This window comes from Streptomyces sp. NPDC041970, assembly GCF_055588985.1.
Window position 1 is genome coordinate 108,553 of record NZ_JBVJCD010000006.1, and the last position, 14,768, is coordinate 123,320.

The following is a 14,768-nucleotide window of genomic DNA, read 5'->3' on the forward strand; positions in this document are numbered from 1 at the left end:
GGAACTCCTCAGTCTCGGACAGATGACCGGCGATGTCGCCGGCCCCACCTCCACCGTCACCCCAGCCGGAGGCGTTCGCACGTCGAGTCCGTGCGGACAGCGCACTCCACCGGTCGGGCGCACCGACCTCGGCGCCGCCGCGACCGGAGTTTCGCGCATCGGCCGACCGGTTACCTCTCCGATGCCGCCTCCGGCCGCCGGAACGGTCCTGGCACGCCGCCGGCGAACAGCACGCGTGGTGCGCGACGCATACCGCCCCGGGCCGCGCCCGGGCCCCTGGAGGTGGACGATGACCGGTGCTCCGCAGCGCGAGGACCGCCCCTTCACGGCGCCCCTGCGCCTCCACGACCTCCTGGGCGTCCTGCGAGCCCTGGCCCCCGAAGCCCGGCTGGTCGCGGGACCCGGCGACGGGCAGCGCCGGGTGCGGGGGATCACCCTGGACAGCACCGACGTCGCGCCCGGTGATCTGTTCGCCGGGCTGCCCGGAAGGCGCCGGCACGGGGCCGACTTCGCCGACCGGGCCGCCGGGGCGGGAGCCGTCGCGTTGCTCAGCGACCACCCCCGCGCCTGCCTGCCCTCCCTGGTCGTCGACGACCCCCGCCGGGTCCTCGGCGCCCTCAGCGCCCGGCTCTACGGCGACCCCTCCCACGCCCTGTCCGTGTACGGGGTCACCGGGACCAACGGAAAGACCAGCACCACCCATCTGCTCGCCGCCGGCCTGGAAGCCGTCGGCCGCCGCGTCGGGCTGGCCGGCAGCCTGGAGACACGCCTGCCGGGCCGCGCCGGTCTGCCGGCCGAGCGCACGACGGCCGAAGCACCTGAACTCCAGCGACTGCTCGCCCTCATCCAGCAGGCAGGCGGTACCGACACGGCACTGGAAGTCTCCAGCCACGCGCTGGAGCTCAGCCGGGTGGACGGCACCCGCTTCCGCGTCGGCGTCTTCACCAACCTCAGCCCCGACCACCTCGACTTCCACGGCACCCTCGACCGGTACTACGCCGCCAAGGCATCCCTGTTCACCCCGGCCCGCTGCGAGCACGCCGTGGTCAACATCGGCGACCTCCACGGACGCCGCCTCGCCGCCGAGACGCGTTGCCCCGTCACCACCTTCACCACGGGCCCCGAACCGGCCCACTGGAGCGCCCGCCTCATCGCCGCGGACGCCCGCGGTACCCGCTTCCGCCTGCGGGGCCCAGACGTCGACCAGGAGGTGCGGCTACGGTTGCTCGGAGCCCATCAGGCGGACAACGCGGTGGCCGCCGCCGCGGCCCTGGCGGCCGGCGGTGTCGACGTGGCCGCGGCCCTGCACGGCATGGAGGACCTCGCCTCGATCCCCGGGCGGCTGGAGCGCATCGACGCCGGCCAGTCCTTCCTCGCCTTCGTGGACTTCGCCCACAACACCGGCGGCCAACACCGCCTCATGCCCTTCCTCCGCTCACTCACCGACGGCCGGGTCATCGTCGTCCTCGGCGCGACAGGCGACCGCGACCCGCGCAAACGCCACGCACTGGGAGAAACCGCTGCCCGCGCCGCCGACCTCGTGATCGTCACCGATGAAAGCCCGCACAGCGAGAACCCGGCCCTCCTGCGCACCGCCGTCGCAGCCGGCGCCCACCGGACCGGCCAGGCGGCGGTCCAGGTCGAACCCGACCGGGAACGAGCCCTCCTCCTGGCCGTCTCGGCCGCCCGCCCCGGCGACGTGGTCGTCGTCGCCGGACGCGGCGCGGACCGGTACCAGACCTCCACCACCGGCTCACGCCCCTTCGACGACCGCACCGCCCTGCGCCACGCCCTTCTGCGGCACGTCGCGGACTCCTGCGTCCCGCGGCCCTGACTTCTGGCCGTCGCCCGCCGACGGCCGCCAAGCCCCGTCACGTGCACCGCTGCAGGGGCGACGCCCGGTGCCCCGGTCGGTCGACCCGAATCCCCGTCAGGTACGTCAGGCCCGCACTCGCCCGTCGTGGTCCAGGCGGTGCAGTGCCACGTACGCGTTGACGTCGCCCACGTCTCCGGGCGTCCCGGATACGTGGGCCCATCAGCGGCCTGCGCGGGCGGGTCGAAGGCGGCCGCCGGGTCGTCCCCTCCTGCGGCGAGCCCAGGAAGTCCAGGTGCGCCGATACGGCTCGAACCCGCGCGCGGCGGCTCTGCCCGGTGCCACCCGGCTCACCAGCAGCCCGGACATCCCCGCCGAGCGCTCATCCGGTCGGGTGCGCACTGTGGCACTTCGCCTAGCGCCCTGGTGAGAAGGGGGCCGGCAGGCGCTGTCGCGGTCGGCCCCGTCGAACACTGCGGGTCCACCGCGCACGATGTCCGGGCCCGACAGGCCGCACCCGGTCGTCCCGTCCGCAGCAAGAAGCCCGCCCGCCGTGCGACAGCCGACCAGCACGGCGGAGTCGACCGCCTCGTCGAGTACCGCGATCCCAGCGACCGCGGGCCGCCAACGGCGAACCCCGGTCGGTGAGCGTCGCTTCGACGCCCGCCGATGAGACCCATGGTCAGTCCGTGCCCAGGGCGGGCGATGTGCTCGGAGCGGTACGCGGCGACCTGCTGGACGCAGCCCACGCAGCGGTCGACGAGGACGGCGCCCTCCAGACACTGCCACGGCGTTCATCGACCGCGACCCTGGGGAAAGGCCCTCCACGACCTCGACGAAGCACGGAACCGGTGGTCGCGCCTCGGCGTTGTCCGGAGCGGCCCCTGCCACGGTCCAAGCCGCCTGCGTCTGCTTCGAGAGCACCGCCTCACGCGTGACCCGGCGTGACCGTCGGGCTCATGTGAGGCCCTGCACCAGCCGAACGGGCAGCACCTTCTCAGGGGGCCGGCGGTCCGCGAGGTGCCGACCGGGCATGAGGAGGGCCCCCACCGCGGTGGGGGCCCTCCTCATGCCCGGTCCGAGCCCGGCCCTCAATGAGTGGCCGAGTGCGGCGCGTCCGCGTGGCACTCGTAGTGCGCCAGGGCCAGCCCGAGCCCGAAGAAGGTGGGCGCCCATTCGCCGACGAAGATCCCCCACCGGTCGGCCCGAGAGACCCCGAGGGGTTCGAGCTTCATCGACCCGCACCACGAGGCGATGGACAGGCCGATCGAGACGAAACCGGCGGTGTAGGCGTGCTCGGCCCGCAGGCCCTTGTCGTGCAGCATCTTGACGATCATGGCTCTCCTGGGGGTGGGGTTCCTCCAGGTTCGCCCCGTACCGCGGTCCGCGCATCTCGATCTCGGGGCGGCGCCGCCCGGCAGGCGGCGGATAGCGGCCATCTCCTGCAAGTGGCACGGAACGACGGCTCCGAGTCCGTCGCCGAGAAGGACCTCTCGCACTGGCCAGACTGGCCGGCCTTCCCGTCGGAGGCCGCAGAGGCGGCGGGGCAGGAGCTTTTCGGGCTCGGCCATGTGATCCGGCCCGATCCGCATCGGCAGGCGCGGACGGCGAAGGTCGCCGGCTTCGCCGAGCCGCAGGCCTTCCGTCCCGAGTTCTGAGCAGCACACGAGGCTGGTCCTGGTGGTGATGCCGGTCGGCCGGACCCGAACCGGGTCGAGCGCTCGCCGCCGCGGCCACCCGGTCGACCTGATCACCGAGGTCGCCGGCGCGGGCTCGCCCGCGACCGTACGACCCCCCGAAGTGCGCGGCGCGTGGCGGAGGCTGACCGAACGCGGGCCGCCCGGCCGGAAGCCGGACGGCCCGCGGAACGGGGATCAGTCGTCGAGCGCGCCCATGACCTCGCCGAGGTCGACGAACTTGAAGTTGGTCGAGGCGCGGTCGCCGTCACCGGGGGCGTCGTGCCCGTCCTGGACGACGAGGAGGCCGTTGGGGTACTTGGAGCCGAGCGGGGCGTTCAGGACGGCCGCGCCGTCGCACTCCTCGGAGCCGTCGAGGGCGTCGCCCGCGGCGGTGACCCGGAAGCCGCCCTCGTACTCATTGGCGTCCTCCAGCTCGCGGTCGTAGGCGGCGAACGTGTCGTCACCCTGGCTGGAGGCGAGGACGTAACCGTCGCCGTCGGGCTCGGTGAGCAGCGTCAGACCCTCGACGTCCGCGGAGACCTTCGTGCCGCCGAAGCCGGGGTCGGCGCCCGGCGTGCACTCCTCGGTCTCCTCGTCGTAGACGCCGGGGACGCCGTACTCGCGGACCTTGTCGATCAGCTTCGGCGTGCCGGTGAGGTCGGCGCGCAGCCGCCAGACGCCGACGTCCTCCTGGCCGGCGTAGAGCACGCCGTTGGCCGGGTCGACGACCATGCCCTCGACCTGCGGCAGCTCGCCGGGCTCGCCGCACGGGGACCACGCGGCGCCGTCGGGCAGCCGGAAGGAGGAGGGCAGGTCCACGGTGCGGATCTTGCGATAGGTGACCTTGCCGTCCGCGGTCGGCAGGAGTTCCAGGAGGGCGACGCTGGTGCGCTCGCGGCGGCTGACCAGGGCGTAGGACGTGCCGGTCCCCGGGTCCGTCCAGGTGGCCAGGCCGTAGGCGGTCCGCTGGTCGTTGATCTCGGCCTGGTCCCGTGAGAACACGGGCGGCGCGGCGGGGTCGGTGACATCGGTCAGCGGGCCGCCGGTGCGGTCGCGGTCGATGCGGTGGAAACGCAGCCGGTCGTGGCCGCGGTCGCTGGTGACGGCCAGATCGGCCTTCCCCGAGGAGAGCCGCAGCCCGTGGACGAGGTCCACGTTGTTGAACCGGCCCGGTGCGTCGTCCTCGCCGACGGCGGGGGGTGCGGGTATCGACTGCACCAGGCGCGCGTCCAGGTCGTAGACGCGCAGGCCGCCCTCCTTGGCGGTGGCGACGACGAGGCTGCGGCCGGGGGCCGCGGCGTTGCGCCAGATGGCGGGGTCGTCCGCGTCGGCGTTGCCGCCCTCGTCGTCGTCGTGCAGCGTCGGCGTCTCCGCGCGGGCGGTGACGGCCGGCAGCGCATCGCTGGAGGGGCGATGGCGGTCCCCGGCGGAGGCCGGCGCCGCCAGGGCCGCCGCCGTGAGGGCTGCGGTCACGGCCAGCACGGTCGATCGGGCGATCATGGAGCGAGTCACGCAGATCTCCTCTGAGAGCGGGGCTGGTCCCGCGAAAGAGTGATCCCTCCTGGTGTCGGCACGGCAGCCGCCGGCCGACCGGCAACCCGCATCTCGTATGTACACGAGGTGAACGGCGCGCCGGACAGCGGACCGCTCGCTTCCCACGCGAGACCGCCGCCCGAGGCACGTCACCGGACCGGGGCCGCACCAGGCGACGGGGCGGGTGGGCGCCGCAGCCTCCGGGCGCGCTCGGAGGGCTGCGGGCCACCGGTGCTTTCCCGTGGCCCGGTCGGCGGAAGGTGCAGCGAGGCGGCCGACGTCCAGGTGTCGGCACGACGGTCAGGCCGAGGCGCCCCCGGTCGGCGGGCCAGGTTCCGGGTGGGAGTGGCGCCGGAGAGACCCCGTACTCGGGGAGCGGGCCTCGCGGTGGGGCCCCGGTCCGGATGAAGGCGGGCAGGGCGACATCGGCGGAGTACGCCATGCCGACGCCTGGCAGCACCAGCACCGTCACCGCCGGCCGGAGGTTGGGCAGGAAGCCCAGGAGCGTGAAGGCGGTGGCCTCGCCAGAGCGTCATTCCGGTGATCGACGCGCCTCGGCGCCGTGGCAGGGCCGTTGAGGACCGCGCCGATGGTGCCGAACACCGGCCTGGTCCCAGGCGGGGAGCGAGCATGGTCGACTTGTGAGGCCGGGTGGCGGGGGAGTACGCCGAAAGGACGTCGGGGTGGCATCATCCGGTAGACCTTGACAGGTCCAGACCAATCAGGCTTGGGTGGGGGTCCGTCCTGTCGGCCTGCCGGGTATGCGGTGTGCCGCGCCGAAGGAGTGAGCAGCCTTGCATCGCGCCCTACGCTTCCTGTCCTTGCCGGCGGCTCTGACCGCGCTTGTCGCCGCGTTCCTGACGGCGGCCCCCGCCGCGTCGGCCGTCCCGTCCGGCGCCGAGCCGTGCGCCCCGCTGTACAGCCCCTCGGCCGACTACCGCGGGGGGGACACCGTTGCGCACCACGGACGCAATTGGACCGCGAAGTGGTGGACGCGCGGCGAGAATCCGGGTGCCGGGTCCGCGTGGTCCGACCGCGGCGCCTGCACCGGAGGGGTCTCCGACTTCGTCATCAGCCCGGAGCAGTTCGACGAGATCTTCCCGGACCGCCACCCCTTCTACACCTACCAGGGCCTGATCGACGCGCTGCACGCCTACCCGCGCTTCGCGAACACCGGGACCCCGCAGACTCGGGCCCGCGAGGCGGCCGCCTTCTTGACGCACGCGGACTTCGAGTCGGTGGGGTTGAAGTACGTCAAGGAGATCAACGAGGCCAACTACTGGCGCAAGTGCGACGACACCCAGTCCTTCGGCTGCCCGGCGGGACGGGAGGCGTACTACGGACGAGGCCCGATCATGTTCAGTTGGAACTTCAACTACAAGGCCGCCGGTGACGCCCTCGGGCTCGACCTGCTGAACGATCCGTGGCTGGTCGAGCGGGACTCGTCCGTCGCCTGGCGGACCGCGCTGTGGTACTGGAACACCCAGAACGGCCCTGGGACCATGACCTCGCACGAGGCGATGGTCGGCGGCGCGGGGTTCGGCGAGACGATCCGCTCGCTCAACGGAGCCCTGGAGTGCGACGGCGGCAACCCGCAGTCCGTGGCCGCGCGCGTACAGCGGTACGAACGCATCACCAGCACCGTCGAAGTGGCCCCGGGATCCGGGCTCACCTGCTGAGGAGAAGGCGGCCGCCGCGGCCCCCAGAGCGGGGGTCGCCTCGCGGGCCGCGGGCAGAACGCGCGTCCCGACGGCGCACCGGGGGGCCGGAGGGCGGTGCTCGAGGGTGTGCCGTAGACATGGCCCGCCGACCGCCCGTATGCCCTGCCACGTTCCGAGGGTGGAGCCTCGACGAAGTACGGCGCACGCACTTCGGCGCGGCCGGTGGGGGAGGGCGGGCGGACCAGTCTCCTGAGTACGACGATGTCACCGAACGGGTCGAGACATGGTGTGTACCCGCACCGACATCCAGCGTCAGTCGGGAGGCCGGCTCCTTCGAGCGGCACCTGACGGCACGTCAGGCCTGCGCCCAGGAGGTGCAGGAACTGAGCGAGACCGCCGCCCGCCCGAGCCTGGCCGCATCGGTGTCAGCTCGCCCCGAACTCGACGGGCACGTGATGCGGCGTACCGGCGCCGTCCGGGTAGGTGGGTCCGCGATGCGCCCCTACCCACCCACCGTCCTGTGATCCAGGTGCGGGACGGGTGACCTGCTGGGCGGAGAGCCGGGCGTGGCCGTTGTCGATCCGGAGCGGTCAGCGGCACGGCGTACAGAGGTCGTCGTGAACGGGGCGGGAGGCTCATGGGCGGGAAGGGAGGGAACGCCGGTGACTCACCGCCTCGGGCTGGACAGGCGGTCCGCCCGGCTGGCGTTCCGGTTACGACTTGGTGATGGCTTCCCGCAAAGCCCGACCGTGCCCCGGCACTATTTCTGCGGGTCGTGCCCCCAGTTCATCAGCGAGTAGCGCCACCGCGTTTCGCTGATATCACCCCCTGGGCGCTGTGCGAGATGGCGCCGCACGTATCCGGTGACCTTGCTCATGTGGGCGAGGTCGTCAGTGCTGAGATCCCCTTTGCGCGTCCGCAGAATGGCGACAATGCGCCGACCGGAAGCATGTCCGGTGGACTCCTCGTCGCCATCCTTCTGGCCCACCCCGCGTGACTGCTCGGTGCTCAGCCATTTTTCCAACTCGTCGGGGGTCATGTTGACGACCTCGTCGAAGTGGCGAACAGTATCCTGCCGGTCTCCTTCGTCGACGCCGCTCACGAGCTTCCGCCGCTCTTCTTCTTGAGAGCCTCCGGGCGATGCACGGCCTTCTTTCCCGACGCGCTGCTCTTCACCTCATACTGCGGGTCTTCCTCGCTAGCGTCGACCGTTCGCCCGGCCGCGCCAGTTCGGTGCTCGATTTTTCGCGTTACCGCTCCTTCGACTGTCTGTCCGTGACTACGCCAGGTGACATCGTCGCCCTTGGAAAGCTTCTTCTTCGTCATACTGTGCTCCTCTCATCGCGTCAGCACCCGGTTCCGGAGGCGGACCATGCGGGCGCGGCCGCCTCCACCAGCATCGGCGCTGCATGGGTTCTACGCACGGTGGGAAGGGCGCGGTCGCCTGCGCACCGCACCGGAGTTCTACGGCACCGGCGAGACCGCCACCGTGCGGGAGGCACAGCGACTGGCCGCAGTCTTCAATCAGGCGTGGGCCCACCGTCTGCGGAGGACGGTGTCGATGCGCTGATCGCTGCGGAGAGGCTTCATGACCTCGCCCGCACAGGAGCCGAGTGGAGGGCTGGCCCGCAGCGGGAGAGGCGGGGCCTCATGCGCACACACCGGCAGCACCGCCTCAGCCCCAGAGGGCTGCGGCCTCCAGCCGCTCCACGGCGTCCCCTGGGCCTGCTCGCCCGCGCCGACCGTGGCGCACGGTTCCTCGGTCAGCACAGCGAAGACCGGGTGATACGGAGCCGACGTCAGCGAGCCCCCCAAGCGGTGACCGTCAGCCACCCGCGCGGCAACCCCCGGCCCGCGCACCTGGTGCACGGACCGGTGGCGGCCGGGTGGGAGCGGAGCCCATCGGAGTGGAGACCACGGTGGTACGCATCGGAGGGGTGGACTCCACCGCGGTGCGGCCCCGTTCCGTGGGCAGGGCAGCCCCCCACCACCGGGTGCGCGCACCCGGTGCTCGGCACCACCAAGGTCACGGCGACGCACGACTACGGGAGGGTACGTAGCTTCACCGTGCGGCTGGACAGCTCCCCCGGCGGGGTCTCCGAGGTCAAACGGGGTGAGGTCACCGCCCGGCCGCTCCGAACCGGGGGAGGCGCGGGAGCCGCCGCTGCGCCCCGCCCACGCCGGTTTCGGCGGCCGAAGGCGAGCCGGCGGCGTGGAGGCGGATGGCACCGCCTTCCGCAGGCATGTCGGACGGATTGGCGCGAACGCGGGTGTGCTGCCCATGTGCCGCAGGGCAGGCTCACTGAACGCAGAAGCGATCAGCGGAGGGCCCTGTGGGATACACCGTTCTGCACAGCACGAGCGTGCCGCCTGAGCAACGCTTCGACTGGTGGTGTGAGCTGATAAACCGTGATGTCGCACCCGTACGAATCCAGAGTCGGCACACCTCCGACTTCCTGGCCGACGCGGGCGGCTTGGATCTGGGAGCGGTCCGGTTGACCACCATGTCCTTTCCCCCCATCAGATCTCTCCGTACGCCGGCGCTGATACGGCATTCCGACCCCGAGAACTACGAATTGGCGCTCATTCTGGACAGCGAGATGGGGATAGCGCAGTCCCGGCAGGAGAGTCGTCTGTCGACCGGTGACTTCGCCCTGTGGAGCACGTCACTGCCGTACGAGGGGCGAGGGCTGGGCGGAACGGGCGACGCGCTCCTGCGGGGCATCGTGCTGCACCTGCCGCGCTCCGGGTTCCCGCTGCCGAGCGGCAGGGTGAACACGATCCTGGCCCGTGCCATGGCGGGGCGTACCGGTGCCGGCGCGGTGCTGGCCGCCTTCTTGCGCAGTGTGGTCGAAGAGGCGCCGTCGCTGGAGCGGACGGAGCTGGAACGGATGGGCACAGCGGCCTGGGAACTGACCGCCGCCCTCCTCGCCCAGCACCTCGGCACGTATGACCGCCTGCCGCCCGAGGCTCGCAGCCGTATGCTGGTGGCCCGGATCAACGCGTTCATAGAGGACAATCTGGCCGAGCCCGGTCTGTCTCCGGCGGCCGTCGCGGCTCATCACGGCATCTCGATACGGACGCTCCACTATCTTTTCCGGCAGCAGCAGGAGACCGTCGCGGCGACCATCCGGCGCCGCCGACTGGCGCGTTGCCACCAGGCCCTGCGCGATCCCGCGCTGCGTGCGCTGCCTGTCCACGCCATCGGCGCGCGATGGGGCTTCGCCGACGCCGTCACCTTCAGCCGGTCCTTCCGCAGCGCCTACGGAATCACCCCCAAGGAGTACCGGCGATCGGCGCTGCCCGCTGCGGACGGCCCTGTTCCCCTTGCGCGCAGAATCAAGGAAGACTGCGCCGGCAGGCAATGACGCCGGCGGGCGGCCGCAGACACACTTCTCGCAGGGGTGAAGGCAGTGCACGACATGCGTTTGCGTGCGCAAGGAACGAGGCCGCGCGCGAGACCGCTCGTTCGTCACGGCCAGGGCCCATCTCACGACCAGGGAGTGATGATGCGCAGACGAGGTCTGTTACTGACGGCACTGGCCACGTTGAGTCTCACGGCGGGCTCCGTGGCGGCGGCCGCCCCGGCCGGCGCGGACAGTTGCGTCGACGGGTGGTTCTGCCTCTACTACAACTCGGGCGGAGGCGGAGCGTTCGTCAGGATCGGCGGGGACATCCCCAACCTGACGGACACCAAGTTCAACGCCTGCGGTACGAACTGCAACGGGGTCGGGCAAAGCGTCTGGAACAACGCCGGATCGGCGCGGAACACGAACGACTTCTACGCTGCCACCGTGTTCTACCGGTTCAACTACCTCGGAGCGAGTGACTTCGTTCCGACCAACTACCTCAGTGGTCTGCCGAACACGAAGAACGAGGACGCGTCGGTCCGGTTCGGCCCGTGACGAGAAGGGCCGTGATCACGGCATGTGCCCTTGCCGTGTGCGTGTCTGTCGGCGGCGCCGTTGGATATGCGACGACCGCCGGCGGTACGGAGGAGGCCAGGACGGAGCGGGCGAGACTTCCCGTGCAGGCGTTCCTGCTCAGCTACCAGCAGCGTGACGACCTGAACAGGGCGTACGAAGGGTTGGTGGAGCGCTGTATGCGCGAACACGGCGTGCCGATGAAGGCGCTGACGCACGTACGCCCGCCGCTGAAGGACTTCCTGGCGCGCCGTTACGGCTTGACCGACCTGGAGCAGGCCGAGCAGTACGGTTACGGGCTTCCTCCGTCCAGAGACGCCGCGCCCCCCGCCGTGCCGAAGCTGACGACGACTCAGCGCCGCATCTATGACGGCGGTTCCGAAGGCCGGCCACAAGGCTGTGTGGGCTGGGCCGTACGCCAGCTCGGTGACGACTCCAGGGCGCGGGAGACGCCCTTCGCCATGCGCTTGCAGCGAAGAACCTGGGATGCTTCTGCCAAGGATCCCCGCGTCGTCGCGGCGGTGGCCAGATGGACTTCGTGCATGAGTGCGCGCGGCTATCCCGGCCGCACATCTCCTGTCGACAGCCCCAGCATGGCAATTGTCGACAAGGCCGCGGAACGGGCCCAGGCCGTCGCGGAAGTGAGGTGCAACCGGTCCTCCGGCGTCGTCCGCCAGTGGTTCGTGGTCGAGGCCGCCTACCAGGAAGCGGCGATCGAGCGCGACAAGGACACACTGATCGCCGAACGATCCGCTGCGCTGCGCGCCGTCGACCGGGCACGAGCGGCGCTCGGCGACTGACGAGGGACGGCTCCCAGACGGCAGAGGCGGGCACAGTGCTCCACGATCGCCTGGGCCCTGTGCCGCGCCCTCCGCTCCCAACCGGAGAACGAGGGAGCGAGGAGGCGCATCACCCGGCCCTCACCGAACCCGGCACCCTGCCCTCGAACAGCTCCGGGTCCACCACGTCCGGTGCCGGAAAGGAGACTTGTCGTGCCCGCGCACCGTCCCCGCGTGCAGAGGGCGCGCCGTGCGGACGATGCCGTGCACTCCCGCATCCCGGTGCGTTCCATGGGGTGAGGTATACCCAGCATCGTCCGCATCGAAGGGGAGTGGGCGCCAGCGCGGTACGCACCGGGCACGCGGTGGAGCCCATGCGGTGAGCTCCACCGCGCGGAGGGATGCGTTCCATCGTGCGCAACTCATGGCGGCGCGCTGCCGTCCTGGCGTGATCGGTACGTGCGACGCGCAATCGGTCGCCGGAAACCGGGTTCCGCGATCCGGGTGTGGGACAGCCCCCGGCACAGGAGCGCGCCGAGGCGGCACGCGGGCCGCAACCGAAGAAGAGGCCGGGCTGCACCACGTGAAGCGTCTCCGCGCGCGCCGGCGCCGAAGACGGAGGCAGGCGGTGGCAGGCCGACCGTGAAGACGGCGGCGGCCGAGCAGACGGCGCGTGCGGTGACGACGAAGCACTCGACCCGGCTCCACAGAACCCGCCGCACACACCCGCAGGTGCACCCTGGACGACGCCAGCCCGGCCACCGGGGCGCACACCAGGCCGGTCTCGACGTCCGGTGCGCACAGCGCGGTGAGGGCCGCCTCACGGCCGTTGAGCGCGGCGGCGGCGGCGTCGAAGAAGCCGGGAACGCCGCGGCGGAGCAGCGTCGAGGAGCCGGAACGCCGGGGCTCGAGCTCCCACTGAGTCCTGTGGGCACGAGGCTCTCCCCAAGGCAGTACGCGAGACGGTCGCCACCCCGGTCGAGGACCGAATGACGAGCGACGTCGCCTCTCGGGGCCTCCCTCTCCAGCAGACGCAACTCGACGACCGCCACAGCCGCGGCCGCGGAGTAGGCCAAGTGCCACGGGCGCCGTCGGCCGCTGCCGGCGTCGGCGGTCGGTGTGCCGGACAGCTCCGACGTACTGGCCGCGCGCGTAGTCCCGGAGCATCCCGACACCGACCACCGCGAGGTGGCGAAGACGCCCGAGGACGCGGTGGCGGCGCTACCGAGAGCGCTGCGGGCGATCGAGCCCTTCGACGCGCCTCTACGCAGCGGTGCCGACCCCGCCGCCGCCGTGTATGCCTGCCAGCACGCATACACGGTTCTCATCGGAGAAGGAGCGGGCGAGCTGTCCGCCGACCACCCCGACGCCACGGCGAGCCGTACCTGGACGCGGTCACCTCGCAGCCCCGGCTGCTGTCGCTCGTGGAAGCGCTGCGGTGGGAAACCCGCAGCCATGCGACCCCACGACGGTTCAGATGCGCACCACGTCAGACACCAGGCGCGTGTCCGCCGTGGACCGCCGCCCGCACAGCTCACCGCGCCGATCGTCGCCTTCAGGCGCTGACCGCGAGAACCCCAGCCGGTCCGAACCGGCCTCCGTCAACGCGATCCTTGAACGCACCCGTTGGTGACTTCGCCGACCGGACGTCCGTGTGCCTTGCTGGAATCGATCGACAACCGGTTGCAGTGAGCGGTCGGTGAAAGGCGAGGGGACGACGATGAGCACTGCTCAGACGGAAGCCGACGACGAGAGTTTCGACCCCGAGATCAGTACGGTCGCGGGGTCCGGGGTCGCGGGGTTCAAGGGAGACGACGAGCCGGCCGTCACGGCTCAGCTGAATCGTCCGTACGGCATCGCGCTGGACAGCACCGGCAGCCTCTACTTCTCCGACTACAACAACCACCGGGTCCGAAAGATCAGCACGGACGGGAAAATCAGCACGGTCGCCGGCGCCGGGGCGGGCTACCGGGGTGACAACGGCCCCGCTGCATCGGCCCAGATGAACTGTCCGCGCGAGGTCGCGGTAGACGCTGCGGGCAGCGTCTACATCACCGACGCCGCCAATCACCGTGTCCGGGTGATCACCACTGACGGGAAGATCAACACAGTGGCTGGAACGGGCACCGCGGGGTTCAGCGGTGACGGCGGCCCGGCCGCCAGGGCCCAGTTGAACTACCCGTTGGGGGTGGTGGTGGACAGCACCGGGACCCTTTACATCTCCGACCACGGCAACCACCGGGTTCGGAAGATCAGCGCGGACGGGACCATCAGTACGGTCGCGGGAACCGGCGTGGCGGGCTTCAGGGGAGACGCTGGTCCTGCGGCTTCCGCTCAGTTGAACGGCCCGTACGCGTTGGCGGTGGATGACGCGGACGTCCTCTACATCACCGACGGGAACAACCACCGCGTCCGCAAGGTCGCGGCCGACGGGATCATCAGCACGGTCGCCGGCAAGGGCACCGCGGGGTTCAGCGGCGACGGCGGCCCGGCGACGGCTGCACAGATGAACCTGCCCCTGGGGGTGGTGGTGGACAGCACCGGCACCCTCTACATCTCCGACTACAACAACCATCGCGTCCGGAAGGTGGCGCCGGACGGGCAGATCAGCACGGTCGCCGGCAAGGGCGCCGCGGGTTTCGGCGGCGACGGCGGCCCGGCCGCGGCAGCCCAGTTGAACAACCCGTTCGGGCTCGCGGTGGACTGCGTCGACACCCTCTACATCGCCGACCACCTCAACCACCGGATCCGGAAGGTCACCTCGGAGAAGACGGCCGGTCTGCCCGAGTCGGGCACCGTGGTCTCCTGGGCCAACGTGCGCAGCAGGCTGCGGATGGGGGTCCTGCGTGAGTCCACCAAGGACGGTGCCGAGATTCACCAGTCCCTCTCCTCGCCTCGGGCGCACCAGCGGTGGCGGCTGATCGCGACGGGCCAGGACGACGGCGAGATCCTGTACCGGATCGAGAACGTGCGCAGCGGCAAGGTGCTGGAGGTCGTCGGAGGCGGCACGGCCGACGGGGCGGTGGTCGCGCAGCGCGCCTACGAAGGCAGGGACGCCGAGCACCAGCAATGGCGGCTGATCCCGGTGGGATCGGTGACCGACACCCCGCGGGTGTACGAGATCGCGAATCGCAACAGCGGTCTGCTGCTGCGCGTCGATACCAACGCCCCCGCGGTGATCAAGCAGTACGGCGCCCAGGGCGACCACCGTGACCGGCAGTGGCAGTTGCTTCCTGTCTGAACGCCCGCGTGGGGGGGGGGGGGGAAAGCCCCCCCCCCCCCCAACGCGGGACCCCCCCCGCACCGGCCCGCTTCTCCTCGGTTTTCTTGTGGGGCCCTGTGGGCTGGTCCGGGCCTGGAGGAGGAGGGGGGGGGGGGGA

Annotated in this window: 12 protein-coding genes; 8 read left to right on the plus strand and 4 right to left on the minus strand. The window is 71.5% G+C overall.

Annotation, left to right across the window (positions count from 1 at the left end; translation table 11 throughout):
• Nucleotides 1–289 precede the first annotated feature (289 nt).
• Nucleotides 290–1,834, plus strand: a complete 1,545-nt coding sequence (locus ACZ6EJ_RS05515) for a Mur ligase family protein (RefSeq protein ID WP_469264826.1) — start codon at nucleotides 290–292, stop codon at nucleotides 1,832–1,834.
• Nucleotides 1,835–2,904: 1,070 nt separating this feature from the next.
• Here ACZ6EJ_RS05515 and ACZ6EJ_RS05520 read toward each other — a convergent pair.
• Complete coding sequence (locus tag ACZ6EJ_RS05520; RefSeq protein WP_469264827.1) at nucleotides 2,905–3,150, minus strand: hypothetical protein; 246 nt, start codon at nucleotides 3,148–3,150, stop codon at nucleotides 2,905–2,907.
• A gap of 111 nt (nucleotides 3,151–3,261) precedes the next feature.
• Between ACZ6EJ_RS05520 and ACZ6EJ_RS05525 the strand changes: the two genes are divergently transcribed.
• Nucleotides 3,262–3,471, plus strand: a complete 210-nt coding sequence (locus ACZ6EJ_RS05525; RefSeq protein WP_469264828.1) for a hypothetical protein — start codon at nucleotides 3,262–3,264, stop codon at nucleotides 3,469–3,471.
• A 216-nt stretch (nucleotides 3,472–3,687) separates the two neighbouring features.
• Here ACZ6EJ_RS05525 and ACZ6EJ_RS05530 read toward each other — a convergent pair whose 3' ends face one another.
• Complete coding sequence (locus ACZ6EJ_RS05530; protein WP_469264871.1) at nucleotides 3,688–4,992, minus strand: phytase; 1,305 nt, start codon at nucleotides 4,990–4,992, stop codon at nucleotides 3,688–3,690.
• 854 nt (nucleotides 4,993–5,846) lie between these two features.
• Between ACZ6EJ_RS05530 and ACZ6EJ_RS05535 the strand changes: the two genes are divergently transcribed.
• Nucleotides 5,847–6,704, plus strand: coding sequence for a glycoside hydrolase family 19 protein (locus ACZ6EJ_RS05535; protein ID WP_469264829.1), 858 nt, complete (start codon nucleotides 5,847–5,849; stop codon nucleotides 6,702–6,704).
• Nucleotides 6,705–7,446: 742 nt separating this feature from the next.
• On the opposite strand, the gene ACZ6EJ_RS05540 is transcribed toward ACZ6EJ_RS05535, so the two are convergent.
• Both ACZ6EJ_RS05540 and ACZ6EJ_RS05545 read right to left on the minus strand, forming a co-directional pair.
• Nucleotides 7,447–7,788 carry a DUF3140 domain-containing protein gene (locus ACZ6EJ_RS05540; RefSeq protein ID WP_469264830.1) on the minus strand — a complete coding sequence of 114 codons (342 nt, stop codon included), beginning with the start codon at nucleotides 7,786–7,788 and terminating at the stop codon, nucleotides 7,447–7,449.
• Complete coding sequence (locus tag ACZ6EJ_RS05545; RefSeq protein ID WP_469264831.1) at nucleotides 7,785–8,012, minus strand: hypervirulence associated TUDOR domain-containing protein; 228 nt, start codon at nucleotides 8,010–8,012, stop codon at nucleotides 7,785–7,787. The genes ACZ6EJ_RS05540 and ACZ6EJ_RS05545 overlap by 4 nt, the downstream gene beginning before the upstream one ends.
• 1,007 nt (nucleotides 8,013–9,019) lie before the next feature.
• Here ACZ6EJ_RS05545 and ACZ6EJ_RS05550 point away from each other — a divergent pair.
• The 5 genes from ACZ6EJ_RS05550 (at nucleotide 9,020) to ACZ6EJ_RS05570 (ending at nucleotide 14,629) form a co-directional block, all read left to right on the plus strand.
• Nucleotides 9,020–10,054, plus strand: coding sequence for an AraC-like ligand-binding domain-containing protein (locus tag ACZ6EJ_RS05550; RefSeq protein ID WP_469264832.1), 1,035 nt, complete (start codon nucleotides 9,020–9,022; stop codon nucleotides 10,052–10,054).
• 180 nt (nucleotides 10,055–10,234) lie between these two features.
• The gene (locus tag ACZ6EJ_RS05555) at nucleotides 10,235–10,591 is read left to right on the plus strand and encodes a peptidase inhibitor family I36 protein (RefSeq protein ID WP_469264833.1); all 357 of its coding nucleotides are present in this window, start codon (nucleotides 10,235–10,237) and stop codon (nucleotides 10,589–10,591) included.
• A 122-nt stretch (nucleotides 10,592–10,713) separates the two neighbouring features.
• On the plus strand, nucleotides 10,714–11,409 hold the full coding sequence (locus ACZ6EJ_RS05560; RefSeq protein WP_469264834.1) for a hypothetical protein: 696 nt from the start codon (nucleotides 10,714–10,716) through the stop codon (nucleotides 11,407–11,409).
• A gap of 1,077 nt (nucleotides 11,410–12,486) precedes the next feature.
• A complete protein-coding gene (locus ACZ6EJ_RS05565; RefSeq protein WP_469264872.1) occupies nucleotides 12,487–12,954 on the plus strand; it encodes an asparagine synthase-related protein in 468 nt (155 codons plus the stop codon).
• A gap of 154 nt (nucleotides 12,955–13,108) precedes the next feature.
• Nucleotides 13,109–14,629 carry an NHL domain-containing protein gene (locus tag ACZ6EJ_RS05570; protein WP_469264835.1) on the plus strand — a complete coding sequence of 507 codons (1,521 nt, stop codon included), beginning with the start codon at nucleotides 13,109–13,111 and terminating at the stop codon, nucleotides 14,627–14,629.
• The last annotated feature ends 139 nt before the right edge of the window (nucleotides 14,630–14,768 follow it).

Excerpts from the sequence above, each read along its gene's own strand:
- ACZ6EJ_RS05530 (WP_469264871.1), bottom strand. The coding sequence starts at position 4,992 with ATGATCGCCCGATCGACCGTGCTGGCCGTGACCGCAGCCCTCACGGCG.
- ACZ6EJ_RS05515 (WP_469264826.1), top strand. The coding sequence starts at position 290 with ATGACCGGTGCTCCGCAGCGCGAGGACCGCCCCTTCACGGCGCCCCTG.
- ACZ6EJ_RS05570 (WP_469264835.1), top strand. The coding sequence starts at position 13,109 with ATGAGCACTGCTCAGACGGAAGCCGACGACGAGAGTTTCGACCCCGAG.
- ACZ6EJ_RS05520 (WP_469264827.1), bottom strand. The coding sequence starts at position 3,150 with ATGATCGTCAAGATGCTGCACGACAAGGGCCTGCGGGCCGAGCACGCC.
- ACZ6EJ_RS05545 (WP_469264831.1), bottom strand. The coding sequence starts at position 8,012 with ATGACGAAGAAGAAGCTTTCCAAGGGCGACGATGTCACCTGGCGTAGT.